Origin of the sequence: Flavobacterium rivuli WB 3.3-2 = DSM 21788 (genome assembly GCF_000378485.1) — a bacterium.
GTDB classification, from domain to species: Bacteria; Bacteroidota; Bacteroidia; order Flavobacteriales; family Flavobacteriaceae; genus Flavobacterium; species Flavobacterium rivuli.
Window position 1 is genome coordinate 333,657 of record NZ_KB899970.1, and the last position, 14,895, is coordinate 348,551.

Consider the following 14,895-nt stretch of genomic DNA (forward strand, 5'->3'; position numbering starts at 1 on the left):
AATCTCCGGCAAATACGATTTGCCGGGGATTTTTTGATTAATAAGAAATTGTTAAATATTTTAATTGTAAGATAGTGAGCGTGTTAAGTTTTTTTGTAATTTGGTGGAAACCAATCTTTACTATGAAAAAATTACTACTCTTAACATTTTTTGCGTTAGGCAATTGCCTTTATGCCCAAAACACAGCAGCCACCTGCGAATCAGCCTATTCACTTTGCGGTGCCCTTGGTGAGCCATTTCAAAACACCATAAATGCTGTAAGTGCCGATTCTACATCGGTAGCCTCATTTGGTTGCCTTGCTACCACGCCAAATCCCGCATGGTTTTACCTGCCAATCAGCCAAAGCGGAGATTTAACTTTTACAATGACTCAAATAAGCGATACTGGAGCCTATATTGATGTAGATTTTATATGCTGGGGTCCGTTTAACAGCCTTGACGGTGTATGTGGCCCAGAAAACCTTAAGCCTGAAACGCAGGTTGGATGCAGCTATTCTACTGCCCCTATAGAAACTTTTACTATAGTAGGAGCTACAGAAGGTGACTATTACATGATCCTGATAACTAATTTTAGTAACCAGCCCGGTACTATAACTATAGAGAATACAGGTGGTACTAATGTGGGCCCGCAGGGCGTATTAAATTGCTCCGGTATTAATCTTAACGCCTTTTTAGATGCTAATGCAAATGGCACCCAGGATACAGGCGAGATAAGTTTTCCTTATGGTAATTTTATTTATGAAGCAAATGCAGATGGCAATGTCCATAATGTAACAGCGTTTAGCGGTGATTTTACTATTTATGACCAAAACCTGACTAATGTGTATGATGTAAGTTATGAGGTATCTCCACAATTTGCGGCTTATTATACGGTTACAACACCATCGTATACTAATTTGGCGGTAGAAGAGGCTAACAATATAGTTACTTATAATTTCCCTGTGGTATCAACAGGAGATTACCATGATTTAAATACAAGTATCATCGCTTTAGGCCCGCCGATACCAGGGTTTAGTTATGATTACTCCATTACTTATACAAACTCCGGGGTGGGAGTACTGCCTACAGGCACAGTAAGCTTTACAATTGAACCTGGTTTTGAGATTTTAGAAGTTTATCTTGGAGGTGTTCCGATTATTGTAACCCCTACAGCTACAGGTTTTGAATATACTTTTACTAACCTGCAGCCTTTTGAAACGGCTGTACTATATGTAAGTGTACAGGTGCCGTTATTGCCGGATGTAGCACTGGGAGATTTAGTTACTGCAACGGTAACCGTTACTCCATTAGAAGACGATGTGGAACCGGAAGATAACACCTCTACCTCTGTTCGCGAAGTTGTGGGTTCTTATGACCCTAATGATATTACAGAATCAAGAGGCAGGGAAATTGAGATAAATACTTTTGATGATGCTGATTATTTATATTACACGGTACGTTTCCAGAATACGGGTACATACCATGCGCGTAATGCAAGGATAGAAGATCTACTGGGTACACAGTTTGACTATAGTACGGTACAGGTTATACGTTCAAGCCATGACTTTACTATGGACAGGCAAAACAATCACCTTACCTGGACGTTTAATAATATTTACCTGCCGGCATCTCAGGATAACGAGCCTGCAAGCCACGGTTATATTTACTTTAGGGTAAAACCTTTACCGGGTTATGAAGTAGGCGATATCATACCAAACTCTGCCGATATTTATTTTGACTTTAACCCTGCAATTGTAACAAACACATTCGAGTCTGAATTTGTAGAAAGGGCATTGGCAGTTAAACCGGTTGTGGCTAATAGTTTTGTACTGTACCCTAACCCTGCTAAAAACCTTGTTAATATTACGGCATCAGCTAATAGCGATACTATTGCTGCGGTAAAAATATATGACCTTACAGGTAAAACTATTTACACAACTAAAGCTAATGCAGCAAGCCTTACCATAGACAGTGCTGCATTTGCATCGGGAACCTATTTTGTAGAAGTAGTAAATAATGCAGGAGCTAAAACCGTTCAGAAATTGCTAATAGAATAATGATTAATAATCATAATCCAAACCCCTGTCGGATAATCCGGCAGGGGTTTTTGCTTTATCGGCATAACTGTTTAAAAGTGCAGCAGCAGGGTAGGGTAATGAATGGTTTAAATGTTTAATTACCAAACCAACACTTATGAAAAGAATACTACTATTAGCCCTGACTTTTGCCGGGCAATTTGTTTACGCGCAAAACGACGGATTAACATGCGAAACTCCTCACTCGCTATGCAATGGGCTTGAATTCCCATATGTGAATTCTGTAAATGTGCCTGCTGCCAGCGAAGAATCGGCTCTTTCTTATGGATGCCTAGATACAACTCCTAATCCCAGCTGGTTCTCTTTACCCATAGGCGAGAGCGGCACTGTTAGTGTAACAATAAATCAGACTCATAATAGCGGCGAATCTCTTGATGTAAATTTTATTGCATGGGGACCATTTGAAAATGCGGAGGCTTGCGGGCATGAAAATCTTAATCCTAATACGCAAGTGGGTTGCAGTAACTCTGAAAGCCTCACAGAGGTATTTACAATGCCTAATGCTGTTGCAGGTACACACTACATTGTAATGGTTACAAACCCAAGCAATCAACCAGCTACGCTTATGTTTACCCCAGCCGGCACTACAGGGCCTAACGCACTTAATTGCGATGTGGCAAGTATAGGCCATAATACGTTAAGCAATATTGTACTTTATCCTAATCCTACTAAAAACAGTTTTAACATGACAGCAGGTGGTAGTGTTATTACATCGGTAAATATATATGACCTTGCCGGTAAAACTATCTTTAGAGTAAATGCAAATGCCCAAAGCGTTACTATAGATACCTCTGCCTTAGCAACGGGTACTTATCTCACGGAGATAATAAACAGCGATAATGTTAAAACCATTAAGAAGCTAATAATCAATTGATTTTTAATAGTTGTACAAAAAAAAGTGGGCCGGATGCTCACTTTTTTTGTAATTAAAAAGGATTAAGCTTATTTATTGTTTCCTGTTTTATCCTGCGCTTGTCTAATTCAATGGCAATTTCTGTATTAATTTCGTTTTGTAATGTTATTTTAAAAGTTTCTATCTCAGTATTTACCTCCTGTATATATTGCTCTATAAAGGCTACATCTTTTAGCATAGCGGCTTTTACAGAGGCAATGGCAGCATCATTGTTTTCTATCTTTTCAAAGTAATATTCCTCAATAAAAAGAAATCCTTTTACTATTGCGAATTTGTTACTTGCTTTTAGCAGGCTTTCAATTTTTTGTTTCAGGAGGTTGTGGTCGCCTTTTATGGGAATACTATAATAGGCATAGTTTACAACATCACCCTCATGGTAATCAAAACCTTCGGGGGCGTTATTGTCGGTCAGGGTTTTAGATTTAATTTCTACCGACAGTAAGTCTTTTTGCAGTTCCGGCGGCTGTATGTTATAATCTTCCTGAAGTTCTTCCTTGTAAAGGTCAGATTTTAGCTGGGCGTCATCGGCATTTGCTATCTCTTTTTTTACATTATCAATTATCTTAGAGTAAATTGTTTTCATAGTTAGTCGTTTTACCCAAAGTTACAAACCTCAAAAAGGAAGATTCCAAATAAAATATTAAAGCTTTCTTATATTATATGTAAAGCAAATGCTTATTTTGTGAAAACTTTTTATCCTGAACAGATATTGTTTGTAATATTATTGACTAAAATACCTGTAAATAATGGCTTGTTTATTTGCTTACGCACACGATTGATGAATACATATTTTTTATTACTTTGCGGAGATTTTAACGCATATACATTTCATGAAAAATACATTTCTTGCCCTTGCGGCATTGTTGGTTATTGTTGCCTGTAAAAAAGAAGACCACGGCGATGCTAATGTGCACATTACAGGAAACATTAAAGGCTTTAAAAAAGGGCAGCTTTTTATAAAAAAGTATAATGATACAGCACTTGTAAACATAGATACCATTGTTATAGATGGTGATTCTCATTTTGAAAGCCACTTAAAAATCGATTCGCCGGAGATGTTGTATTTGGTAATTGACAGGGTTAAAACAGCATCTGTAGATAACGATTTACCGTTTTTTGCCGAACCCGGCAATATAAAAATAGAAACCACAAAAGACGAATTTTTTGGCAAAGCAAAAATTACAGGGTCTGAAAACCAAAAGCTGTATGAAGAGTTTAAAGCAGTAAAAAATAAGTTTGTTAACGATAACCTCGACCTTACTAAGCTAAGCTATGAGGCGGGTAAAAACGTGGCAAGGCAGGATAGCATTGCCTTAAAAGCAGACCAGTTAAAAAAACGCCGCTACCTGCACACCGCAAACTTTGCGCTTAACCACGCCGATCATGAAGTTGGGCCGTATGTAGCAATATCTGAAATTGCGCAGGATATCAATTTAAAATATCTTGATACCATTAATAAAAGCATGACCCCTAAAGTGGCAAAATCACGCTATGGTAAAATGCTTACAGATGTTATTGCAGAACGTAAAAAGCTTGAAGCAGCTCCGGCGCAGTAATTTAAGATATACATCCATTAATAATTGTTGTTATGAAACACAAAGCACACATGTATTTCTGGATAACGGCATTGCTCATACTTACAGTGGGAGGCCTGCTGCAATTAATATCAACAAACAGTACTGTAGATATTAATGTTAAAGATATCTATCTGGTAATGGCAACTTTTCATTTTTCGCTATTCCTTGCTTTTATCTATTTTATGTTAGGGGTTTGCTATTGGTTTTTTTATAAGCAAAATATCCTGCTAAATAAAAAACTAACTAAAGTGCATACGGTAATTACTGTTTTGGGGTTACCGGCATATTTGCTGCTTAATATGTACATTGAATATAAAAGTGAAGAGCCGCTTTATGTAGTATTGGATAATTACCAGCTTTATTATAAAATACTGATGGGTATTTTTCTCACTGTTGTAATTGTACAATTTCTTTTTCCTGTAAACATACTTATAAGCCTTATAAAACGAAAAAAAGCATGACCCGCGGGTTATGCTTTTTTGTTATATGTGTTTGCTTTACAGTTTTAAAACTTGTTTCTGATGTAATACTTAGAATCCAGCCCATCATCCTCAAAACTATTAAGCGGTTTTGGCTTTGGTTTTTTGGCTGCCGTCTTTTTCTTCCAAAGTTCAAAGTTATCGTGCGATAGCTTCTTCTTCATAATATCTGTCACTTCCTTTTCAGACAATCCATATTGGGTTTTAATCTCATCAAAAGGTTTTTTCTCTTCCTGGGCCAGCGCAACAATCTTGTCTAACGCTTCCCTGTCCAGTTCGGCACGGCTACTCTTTTTCATCACGTGAAAAAATTAAATCAGGTAAATAGGTTAAATGTTTAAGAAATTCGTTTTATCAATATTACTAAAAAATCTAATAAGATGAGTGGGTATAGTATTTTTTCACAATTTGATAAAAAGAGGTTGCCTGCATAACCATAATTTAGTATTCTTGTTGCAAAATCTTTGAAATAATTTAATTAAGTCGTGTTTTAACTTAAAGTTTTTAAAGTAAGAGTCAAATATACATGTTGCGGTTTACGAATAATCTACCATTTAAGTATACAAATATGCCCAGGCTATTAATGCCAATTGTAGCGGCAGGCGCAGTAGCAATATCCATTTAGGAACTCCAAGGCCAACGCGCTCATTTATGTACATATAAATATTAGCAGGAAACACGGCTATAAGTAATGCAATAATACCCCACGCTGCCCATGACGATACTGCCGGAATACACAGCGCGACGCCTAATAAAAATTCGGCAATGCCGCTAATAAAGTTCAGCGCTTTAGGCGATGGCAGGGCGGGAGGAATCATGCGCTGGTATAATCTGGGCACCCTAAAGTGGTTTAACCCCGCCAAAATATAAATGGCTGCCATTATGTACAAGTGCCAGGGTAAGGTCATAAGAGTAGTGTTTATCTCAAAGTTAACAAATTTAAAGTTTAAGAGTAGAGCCAGACACGAATTTCACAAATTATCAGGAAATGAATACTTAAAATTCTTGTCCTATCAGTAATAGAACAAAAAAGGCTGCCAATTGGCAGCCTCTACGCACATAGCTGAATAACTATATTATTGTTTAGCCTCTTTTTGGGCGTCCTGTACCATTTTTTCGTTTGCAGTAATAGCAAACTCTACACGCCTGTTTTTTGCCATACCATCTTTAGTAGTATTGTCAGCAATCGGGTCGGCTTCGCCCATACCTTTAGCTTCTATCCTTGCACTTTTAATGCCTTTACCGCCTAAGTAGCTTTTTACGGCAGCAGCCCTCTGGTTAGAAAGGTTAAGGTTGTACTCATCGCTACCACTACTGTCAGTGTAACCAAAAATCTGTATGTTGGTATCGGGGTATTCGTTAAATACCGGAACCAGTTTATCAAGGTTAGCCTTAGCTGTAGATGTTAACGTAGCTTTATTAAGGTCGAAATTTACAGAGTTTTCACCCAGTGTAATTTTAATACCTTCGCCCACCCTTTCAACTTCAGCTCCCGGAAGCGCCTCATCTATTTTCTGGGCCTGTTTGTCCATCCTGTTTCCTATAAGGCCACCGGCTGTACCACCTACAACACCGCCTATAATTGCGCCCAGTGCCGTGTTACCGCCTTTACCTATGTTGTTGCCTAAAATACCGCCTATAACAGCGCCACCGGCAGCACCTATACCTACACCTCTTTGTGTATTGTTGGTGTTTTTAACAGACTCGCAAGAGGTTATGCCCATACTTGCAATAAAGGCAAGCGCCAGGATATAAATTTTTGTTGTTTTCATGCTTATTATAATTTGTGTTTATTGAATTTAAACTTTAGAGAAGCTGTATACAACCTCTACATTTTTACCGCCCACGCTTATATTATCTACAAGGTCAAAAGAGTTTTCTGTCTGGTTCCTTATAGTAAGTATATAACCTTCGGTTACACGTTTTGCTTTTTGGCCTTCGGTAATTTTAAGGTTAAAAGTGCCTGCTTTAGTAACCGTCCATACAATAGGGCTGGTAAAAGACGGGCATCCTGCACCAGATGAGGTAAGGTTCATGGTACCTTTATTATTGTTAGATATAAAATTCCACGAGCTGCCTACAAAGCATTTAGAGTCGGCAACATCAAAAGAAGTTACTTTAATATAATCAGAACCCGGGTACGACACGTTAGATATTGTCCAGTTACCTTTAATTCCAGTCTGCGATTTCTGGTCTAACGACCCGCACGAGGCAAACAATGCCACCATCATGCATAGTGCTAAAAACTTTTTCATAATTTGTAATACGTTTAGGTTATCTTACTTGTTTATTGGTATAAAGTTACAGGTTTTAATGCCTACTTTACAATAGCTGTGCTATTTTTTTAACAGGAAATAGTGTAATAAATGCACTGATAAATGTAAGGCTATGAGAGCCTGATGTTTGATTTTAAAGTAAAAGCCGAAGATTATTTTTTTTATTTTTACCCGATTAATGTTTTCTTAAAATTATCTTCCTTTAACACTTCAACTTATCGATTACGGGGTAATGATGCTAAAATGCCAATTTGTCACCAATGCATTTTTGGTACTTAATTTGACAACACTAAAACAACGAACAAAAAACCTTATACTATGGCAACAGGAAAAATTAATGTTTCGGTAGAAAACATATTTCCCCTAATCAAGAAATTTTTATACAGCGACCACGAGATATTTTTACGTGAACTTGTGAGTAACGCCACCGATGCCACTCTTAAACTTAAACACCTTACAAACATAGGCGAGACTGCTGTAGAGTATGGCAACCCTATAATAGAGGTTAAGGTAGATAAAGAGGCTAAGAAAATCTATATTACAGACCAGGGTCTTGGTATGACCGGCGAAGAGGTAGAAAAATACATTAATCAGGTAGCATTCTCCGGAGCTGAAGAATTCCTTGAAAAATATAAAGAATCTGCCAAAGATTCAGGTATCATTGGCCACTTTGGCCTTGGTTTCTATTCGGCCTTCATGGTGGCAGAAAAAGTAGAGATAATTACCAAGTCGTATAAAGATGAGCCTGCTGTACACTGGATATGTGATGGCAGCCCGGAATTTACGCTGGAACCAAGCGATAAAACAACCCGTGGTACTGAGATAGTACTGCACATTGCAGAAGATTCTCTCGACTTTTTAGAAGATTCTAAAATTCGTGAGCTTCTTAAAAAATACAACAAGTTTATGCCGGTGCCTATTAAATTTGGTACCCATAAAGAAAACCTGCCTGTACCACCGGATGCACCGGTAGATTACCAGCCCGAAGAAGTAGAGGTTGATACCTTTATAAACAACCCTAACCCGGCATGGACAAAACAACCGGCCGACCTTACCGATGAAGATTACAAAACGTTTTACCACGAGTTGTACCCTACACAGTTTGAAGACCCGTTATTCAACATACACCTTAATGTAGATTACCCGTTTAACTTAACAGGTATTTTATATTTCCCTAAACTTTCTGCCGACCTTCAGGTTCAGAAAGATAAAATACAACTGTACCAAAACCAGGTTTTTGTTACCGATAACGTAGAGGGCATTGTTCCGGAATTCCTTACCATGCTTCGTGGTGTGATTGACAGCCCGGACATTCCGCTTAACGTATCGCGTTCGTACCTTCAGGCCGATGGTGCCGTTAAAAAAATATCGAACTACATTACCCGTAAAGTAGCCGATAAGCTTAAATCGTTATTTAACGAGAACCGTGAGGACTTTGAGCAAAAATGGAACGACATCAAGATCGTATTAGAGTACGGTATGCTTAGCGAACCTAAATTCTACGAAAAGGCAGGCAGCTTTGTATTGTATCCTACGGTAGATGGTAAATTCTACACGCTTGAAGAGCTTAAAGAAAACCTGAAAGACACACAAACCGATAAAGACGGCAAACTTGTAGTGCTTTATGCGTCTAACAAAGACGCGCAGCACAGCTATATAGTATCTGCACAGGAAAAAGGCTATCAGGTGTTGTTGTTAGATTCTCCTATTGTGTCGCACCTTATCCAGAAGCTTGAAGCGGATAACGAGAACGTAACGTTTGTACGTGTAGATGGCGACCATGTAGAGAAACTTATCAATAAAGATGAGTTGCAGATTTCTAAACTTAGCGAAGACGAAAAAGAAAAGCTAAAAACGGCTCTTGAAGAAATTGTACCTAAGCAAAACTACAGCGTTCAGCTGGAGGCTTTAGATAGCAATGCAGCACCATTCATTATTACCCAGCCGGAGTTTATGCGCCGTATGAAAGAAATGAGTGCCAGCGGCGGTGGCGGTATGTTTGGTATGGGCAATTTCCCTGATATGTATAACCTTGTGGTTAACACTAACAGCGAACTTGCTACAAGCATATTGAACACTGAAGATAAAACGCACCAGGAAGCATTGGTTAAACAAGCGTTAGACCTTGCTAAACTAAGCCAAAACCTGCTTAAAGGCGAAGAGCTTACTGCTTTTGTAAAAAGAAGCTTTGAGCTGATAAAATAGACATTAGATAACAGATGTGAGGTAATAGACCTGTAGTGAAAGCTACAGGTTTTTTGTTTGCTATGAGTTTCAGTTTTAAGATAAATGATTAATGCAAAATTCACTATCTTTGAATTAAATAGTGACGTTATGGCAAGTATCACCTTAAATAATTCTTCTTTAAAGAGATACATAGATCTCTTTAAAAATATTGATCTTAAGTCCAAGAAAAAAATTATTGTTGGTCTTACCGAATCTATCAATGAGACTAATATATCGCCCAGCAATAATCTATCCTCTCTTTTTGGTGCGTGGGAAGATAACCGCGATTCAGATGAAATAATCAACGATATAAAATCTTCCAGAGTTAACAATCGTGATATCGAAAAATTCTAATGAAATATTTATTAGATACGAATATTTGCGTTCATTTTTTTAGAGGAAAATTTGACTTAGAAAATAAGTTTATTGAGATAGGAATTTTTAACTGTGTTATTTCTGAAATTACTCTTGCAGAATTAATTTACGGTGCTGAACATAGCACTAATCCTGAAAAAAATCTTCTGCTTATCGAATCGTTTACCACTAACATTGCGATTATCCCAATTATTGATTGTATCTATCTTTACGGAAAAGAAAAATCACGATTAAGGAAATTAGGTAAAATGATAAGTGATTTTGACTTACTCATAGGCACTACTGCTGTTTCATCAGATCTAATAATGGTTACAGAAAATATTTCTGAATTTGAAAGAATTGAAGGAATTCAAATTGAGAATTGGATTATCAGATGATATAATGACCCAAGCCCTCAAAATAATCCCCACTGCACTCCTCGAAGCTTATAAAAAAAGCTTTAGCACAACTGTACAACAACATTTTGAAGAATTACGGGAAAGCGAAATTAGTAATGAGAACTTCAGTTTTTATATGTCTGTTTCTGCGGTATTTTCATCTAAAATAGAAGGGGAGGATATAGAGTTGGATTCGTTTATAAAACATAAACGTTTGGGTGTACACTATCAACCTGACTATACCCAAAAGATAGATGACTTATACAGTGCTTATGAGTTTGCAGCAGCCCATGTACTGACTCCTGAAAATCTATTGCGGGCACATGCCTTATTAACTAAGAACATATTGCATAGATCGCAGCAGGGAACAGTACGAAAAGGCAACATGTTTGTTATTACAGATGATGGCAAAATGGAATATGTTGCTGCTACTCCGGATAAAGTTGCCTATGAAATGCAAAGACTAAATGATGATATTGAAGTTTTGCTAAACTCAGATTTAGAATTTGACGAGGTATTGTTCTACGCATCAATGCTGCATTTGGTTTTTGTAAAGATCCACCCTTTTGAAGATGGCAACGGACGTACGGGCAGGTTGCTCGAAAAATGGTTCCTTGCACAAAAGCTTGGTGCTAAAGCATGGTTTATCCAGTCGGAGAAATATTATTACAACCAACACCAAACCTATTATAGTAACATCCGAAAACTTGGGTTAGAGTATGATGACTTAAACTATAATCAGGCATTGTCATTTTTACAAATGCTTCCGCAATCGGTTATGTTATAAAGTAGATAAACAAAAAAAGCCCGCTTTTCAGCAGGCTCTCTCCATTGTTTGAAGTGTGTATGGCTAAGGGGCAATAGTTCCCTCTACAGAGTCATCATAGGTTTCGCCTACAATAGCACCATAAGTTCTTTTTATAAGGCCAACAGCCATGTTGTGCTTGGTGTCCCAATAATAACCTTCGGTAGGGGTAAACTTAATTACGGTAATCCTTGGGTCGTCTTTACCTTCGGTAAACCAGGTTTTCATCATCGGGTCCCATAGTTCGTCAATCTTAGCCTTATCGGTATTAATGGTTGCGTAACCATACAGGCTTAAAAAATCGCTGTACGACCCACCCTGAAACAACAACTGTGCTGCCGGGTCTTCGCTCAATTCCTGGTTTTTATGAGAGTCATTTGCGCTCAGGAACCAAAAGTTTCCGCTTTCGTCTATCTTCTCTGCCGACATTGGTCGGGTATCAAATGCTTTTCCGCTAACTATTTTAGTACAAAAGAAGCATGAGCCTGCCGCTTTTGCAAGTTCCTTGATCTTGTTGATGCCTTCCTGGCCCACTAAGTCTTTAAAATTGTCTTCCGGTTGTTGTTGGTTTATCGAGTCCATGATGTTGCTGTTTATTTGTTTACATTAAAAGTACCACAAACAGCAATGAACAATTGTTGGTAAAATGCTAATTAACAAAACAATAGGTTATAGCCTGTATGTTGCTAAATGATTAAAAACATTGTACATTAGTTTCCTCAAAACCAACAATGTCAACCACTAACCAGATGAACCTCCCTATAGAAACACCTGCACTTTTATTCTCGGCAACATCGCTAATTTTACTGGCCTATACCAACCGTTTTTTAACCATTGCCGGTATAGTGCGCGGGCTTAAAGTAAGCTACGAGCAACACCGTACCAAAAGCATACTGGGCGAAATTAAGAACCTTAACCTGCGGCTCACACTTATTAGGCACATGCAAATGTATGGGGTGCTAAGCCTGTTCTTCTCAGTATTTGCTATGGCACTACTATTTACCGGGCAACAAACGTGGGGTGCTTATGTGTTTGGGCTTAGCCTGCTGTTGCTGTTGGCATCATTGGGCGTGTCGTTTTGGGAAATAAGCATATCAGTAAAAGCATTACGCATTCACCTTAGCGATTTGATTGAAGAAGCGAGGGAACACAGAGGTTAATCATCACAAAATTGCCAACCGTAACCGCTATTGTAATTATAAAAGTGCATTGCAGATAAAGGTGAACCTGTATCGTACCGAAGTTGATATCCGTTTTTACCATCAGAATGAAAAACAATATAATTTTTGTTAGATAATGATACAAATGTATAGGCACTGAGGTTGCCCGGAAAAACGCCATGCACTTTCTTTTGTGAATCCAAAAACGATATTATATTATTGCACTCCTGCTTAATCTGAAAGTGCCTGACCTCCAAGAGCAATTCATTAGGTACGATCGCAAAAAATAGTATTAGCGATACAGTACATGCTGTCTTTTCTAATTTAAAAAGAAATAGTAAAGCGATTATTAAATTTAGAATTAATACAGCAATCCCCAATGAAAAACAAATAAACATCCCTTTATGTACATAAGATAGATATACTGCTAAAACATCAAAAATTAAACAGATTGCTAAAACAACAATAGCGGTAATAGTTTGTTTAGAAAGATTGAAAGACATGTGCTGAAACTTTTATGGTTATAACTTAATCAACAATCCACAATAACACCGGCTTCTCGGTGGCCTGTAGTTTAGCATCGAGTGTTTGCATAAAATTGTCAGATACTGCCGGGCATCCCCAGCTAAGTGGGCTGTATCGTGGGAAAATTTCTTTATCGGCTACGGCATTCCACGAGTGTAAAACCACTACGCGATGTTGTGCATTGCTATTAGTTTCATCAAGGCCTTCCAGCCAGTATTTTACTTTTATACCCCACGAACTATAATCGCGTTTGCCCACCTTATATTTACCCGACGATGAGCAATGGCTCTTGTCAAGGTTACTGAATTTTACTTTTTCGTATTTAGTGTCATTATCCTGAAAAGCATCGCAGCTACCATGGGTAACCAGGTTTTTGTCAACAATTTTTCTTTGCCTAAAATCGTATACATAAAAACGGTCTTTACCGGAATGTACACTAAGGTCTATGAGGAAATAGTAGTCTTCGCAATACTTTTTTTGTTTGCAAAAGGTGAGGGCCTCAGTATGTTTGTCGGAATAATCTTTCGCTGAAGTATCCTTTTCGGCAGTATTGCCACTACAACTTAGAAGCTGTATAAATACTAAAAACAGGATACGCACCATAATAGTTGAGAGGTAAGGTATTACCTATAACTATAAAAGTAGTTAATTTAGTATGTAGAATTTAAAATAGATTTTTAAGGTTGCTTTTCAGTTTTAATAAGTTTGCTGGTAAAACTTTCTGCATTAATAATACCGGTACAAAATATGGCGTTACCATCTACATTATCTATCATAACCCTCATAATAGTACCTTTTTTATACGGAAACCCAGGAAGGGTAACCTTTACAATTTTGGCAGTATACTGGCAGTCATTATCCCAGCGCAATTGCGATTTTATATAGTATTTACCACCCTTATGATATTCGGTATGTTTATTTCCGTCTATAATTACCTTTACTTCCTGGCCCTGCTCATCTGCATATATAAACGTACCCTTGTGCAGTATGTTACAATCGGGTTCGGGGTCGTTTGCATGGCTTAAAGACATTGATGTTAGTGCAATAAAGGTAATAAAAACAAGTGTCAATATTTTTTTCATGATCAAATATAAAAAACCAAAAGTAAGCAATGGTATTATTGTTTTATCAAATTTTAGTCATAAACATTTTATAATAAAATCTTAGTTATACCTTTGCCCGCTTTTTAAAATGCAAATTATGACAAAAAACACAATATTAAAAGGGGTCGTGTACGTAGGCTGCGGAGCCGCCAGTTACGGTATGCTTGCCACTTTTGTAAAACTTGCTTACGGGCAGGGCTACACCACTGCCGAGGTTACTGCTTCGCAAATATTGCTTGGGTTGTTGGGAATGTTCTTCATTTTTAGCTTCCAAAAAAAATCATCAGGTGCTGCAATGCTTAAGGCATCGGGTAAAGATAAAAGGCAGCTTACACTTGCAGGTACCTCCATGGGTTTTACAAGCGTGTTTTACTACATTGCTGTAAAATACATACCTGTTTCTATTGCCATTGTGCTGCTTATGCAAACCGTATGGATAGGCGTGTTATTAGAATGGGCACTAAGTAAGGTAGTGCCATCTGTAAAAAAAATAATTGCTATAGTTATAGTTCTTGCCGGAACGTTACTGGCTACAAATCTTTTAAGCAGCGACGTTGTGCCAGACTGGCGGGGTCTTGCCTGGGGGCTTGGAGCAGCGGTATCGTTTACCACAACAATGTTTGCAGGTAACAGCATAGCCACACACCTTACAGCGCCGCACCGCAGTTTATTTATGCTTGTGGGTGGGGCAGTAGTTGTATTAAGCTTTACTGCTTTTACATGGCCTGGTTCTTTTAATTTCTCTATAGTTACAACCTGGGGTATACCACTGGCGTTGTTTGGCACCATATTGCCGCCGTTGTTACTAAATGCCGGCTTTCCTAAAACAGGCCTGGGGCTGGGTAGTATAGTATCGTCTATAGAGTTGCCGGTATCTGTTACTATGGCTTATTTTATATTAAGCGAAGCCGTTAACCTGTGGCAATGGCTGGGTATAGTATTAATACTTGGCGCAGTAGTATTGCTTAATGTAGGCAATAAACATGACTAAGATTTATCATTAA

19 protein-coding genes are annotated in these 14,895 nt (G+C 38.0%); 10 read left to right on the plus strand and 9 right to left on the minus strand.

Translation table 11 applies throughout. From position 1 onward, the window contains the following. Positions 1-122: 122 nt before the first annotated feature. Positions 123-2,036: a T9SS type A sorting domain-containing protein gene (locus F565_RS0112560; RefSeq protein ID WP_020213589.1), complete on the plus strand. Its 1,914-nt coding sequence runs from the start codon at positions 123-125 to the stop codon at positions 2,034-2,036. Between the two features lie 136 nt (positions 2,037-2,172). Beyond that, positions 2,173-2,949, plus strand: a complete 777-nt coding sequence (locus F565_RS0112570; RefSeq protein ID WP_020213591.1) for a T9SS type A sorting domain-containing protein — start codon at positions 2,173-2,175, stop codon at positions 2,947-2,949. A gap of 52 nt (positions 2,950-3,001) precedes the next feature. Here the strand turns inward: F565_RS0112570 and F565_RS0112575 are convergent, their stop codons facing one another. Beyond that, positions 3,002-3,571: a hypothetical protein gene (locus tag F565_RS0112575; RefSeq protein WP_020213592.1), complete on the minus strand. Its 570-nt coding sequence runs from the start codon at positions 3,569-3,571 to the stop codon at positions 3,002-3,004. Positions 3,572-3,818: 247 nt separating this feature from the next. Between F565_RS0112575 and F565_RS0112580 the strand changes: the two genes are divergently transcribed. Continuing rightward, entirely contained in the window at positions 3,819-4,544 is a 726-nt protein-coding gene (locus tag F565_RS0112580) for a DUF4369 domain-containing protein (RefSeq protein WP_020213593.1), read from the plus strand. A gap of 32 nt (positions 4,545-4,576) precedes the next feature. Next, positions 4,577-5,026 carry a cbb3-type cytochrome c oxidase subunit I gene (locus tag F565_RS0112585; protein ID WP_020213594.1) on the plus strand — a complete coding sequence of 150 codons (450 nt, stop codon included), beginning with the start codon at positions 4,577-4,579 and terminating at the stop codon, positions 5,024-5,026. 44 nt (positions 5,027-5,070) lie between these two features. Here F565_RS0112585 and F565_RS0112590 read toward each other — a convergent pair whose 3' ends face one another. The 4 genes from F565_RS0112590 to F565_RS0112605 form a co-directional block, all read right to left on the minus strand. Next, positions 5,071-5,343, minus strand: a complete 273-nt coding sequence (locus tag F565_RS0112590; RefSeq protein ID WP_020213595.1) for a DUF2805 domain-containing protein — start codon at positions 5,341-5,343, stop codon at positions 5,071-5,073. Positions 5,344-5,598: 255 nt separating this feature from the next. Continuing rightward, entirely contained in the window at positions 5,599-5,952 is a 354-nt protein-coding gene (locus tag F565_RS0112595; RefSeq protein ID WP_020213596.1) for a DoxX family protein, read from the minus strand. A gap of 168 nt (positions 5,953-6,120) precedes the next feature. After that, positions 6,121-6,816 (minus strand): YiaD family glycine zipper/OmpA-like lipoprotein, encoded by a 696-nt coding sequence (locus F565_RS0112600; protein ID WP_020213597.1) that lies wholly within the window; start codon positions 6,814-6,816, stop codon positions 6,121-6,123. Between the two features lie 27 nt (positions 6,817-6,843). Next, positions 6,844-7,299 (minus strand): lipocalin family protein, encoded by a 456-nt coding sequence (locus tag F565_RS0112605; RefSeq protein WP_026300037.1) that lies wholly within the window; start codon positions 7,297-7,299, stop codon positions 6,844-6,846. 339 nt (positions 7,300-7,638) lie between these two features. Here F565_RS0112605 and htpG point away from each other — a divergent pair, with 339 nt between their 5' ends. From htpG to F565_RS0112625, 4 genes are all read left to right on the plus strand, one after another. Continuing rightward, positions 7,639-9,525 (plus strand): molecular chaperone HtpG, encoded by a 1,887-nt coding sequence (gene htpG, locus F565_RS0112610; protein WP_020213599.1) that lies wholly within the window; start codon positions 7,639-7,641, stop codon positions 9,523-9,525. A 129-nt stretch (positions 9,526-9,654) separates the two neighbouring features. Continuing rightward, positions 9,655-9,900, plus strand: coding sequence for a hypothetical protein (locus F565_RS0112615; protein ID WP_026300038.1), 246 nt, complete (start codon positions 9,655-9,657; stop codon positions 9,898-9,900). Next, a complete protein-coding gene (locus F565_RS0112620) occupies positions 9,900-10,298 on the plus strand; it encodes a PIN domain-containing protein (RefSeq protein WP_020213601.1) in 399 nt (132 codons plus the stop codon). The genes F565_RS0112615 and F565_RS0112620 overlap by 1 nt, the downstream gene beginning before the upstream one ends. Before the next feature lie 4 nt (positions 10,299-10,302). Further along, on the plus strand, positions 10,303-11,085 hold the full coding sequence (locus F565_RS0112625) for a Fic family protein (protein WP_020213602.1): 783 nt from the start codon (positions 10,303-10,305) through the stop codon (positions 11,083-11,085). A gap of 63 nt (positions 11,086-11,148) precedes the next feature. On the opposite strand, the gene F565_RS0112630 is transcribed toward F565_RS0112625, so the two are convergent. Next, entirely contained in the window at positions 11,149-11,685 is a 537-nt protein-coding gene (locus F565_RS0112630; protein ID WP_020213603.1) for a pyridoxamine 5'-phosphate oxidase family protein, read from the minus strand. Positions 11,686-11,834: 149 nt separating this feature from the next. Here F565_RS0112630 and F565_RS0112635 point away from each other — a divergent pair, with 149 nt between their 5' ends. Next, a complete protein-coding gene (locus tag F565_RS0112635; protein WP_020213604.1) occupies positions 11,835-12,263 on the plus strand; it encodes a DUF2721 domain-containing protein in 429 nt (142 codons plus the stop codon). Here the strand turns inward: F565_RS0112635 and F565_RS0112640 are convergent. The 3 genes from F565_RS0112640 to F565_RS0112650 form a co-directional block, all read right to left on the minus strand. Then, positions 12,260-12,766 carry a hypothetical protein gene (locus F565_RS0112640; RefSeq protein WP_020213605.1) on the minus strand — a complete coding sequence of 169 codons (507 nt, stop codon included), beginning with the start codon at positions 12,764-12,766 and terminating at the stop codon, positions 12,260-12,262. The two genes, F565_RS0112635 and F565_RS0112640, sit on opposite strands and share 4 nt — an antisense overlap. A 25-nt stretch (positions 12,767-12,791) precedes the next feature. Beyond that, entirely contained in the window at positions 12,792-13,391 is a 600-nt protein-coding gene (locus F565_RS0112645; protein WP_020213606.1) for a murein L,D-transpeptidase catalytic domain-containing protein, read from the minus strand. A 74-nt stretch (positions 13,392-13,465) separates the two neighbouring features. Then, complete coding sequence (locus tag F565_RS0112650; RefSeq protein ID WP_020213607.1) at positions 13,466-13,870, minus strand: hypothetical protein; 405 nt, start codon at positions 13,868-13,870, stop codon at positions 13,466-13,468. 118 nt (positions 13,871-13,988) lie between these two features. Between F565_RS0112650 and F565_RS0112655 the strand changes: the two genes are divergently transcribed. After that, a complete protein-coding gene (locus F565_RS0112655) occupies positions 13,989-14,882 on the plus strand; it encodes an EamA family transporter (RefSeq protein ID WP_020213608.1) in 894 nt (297 codons plus the stop codon). The last annotated feature ends 13 nt before the right edge of the window (positions 14,883-14,895 follow it).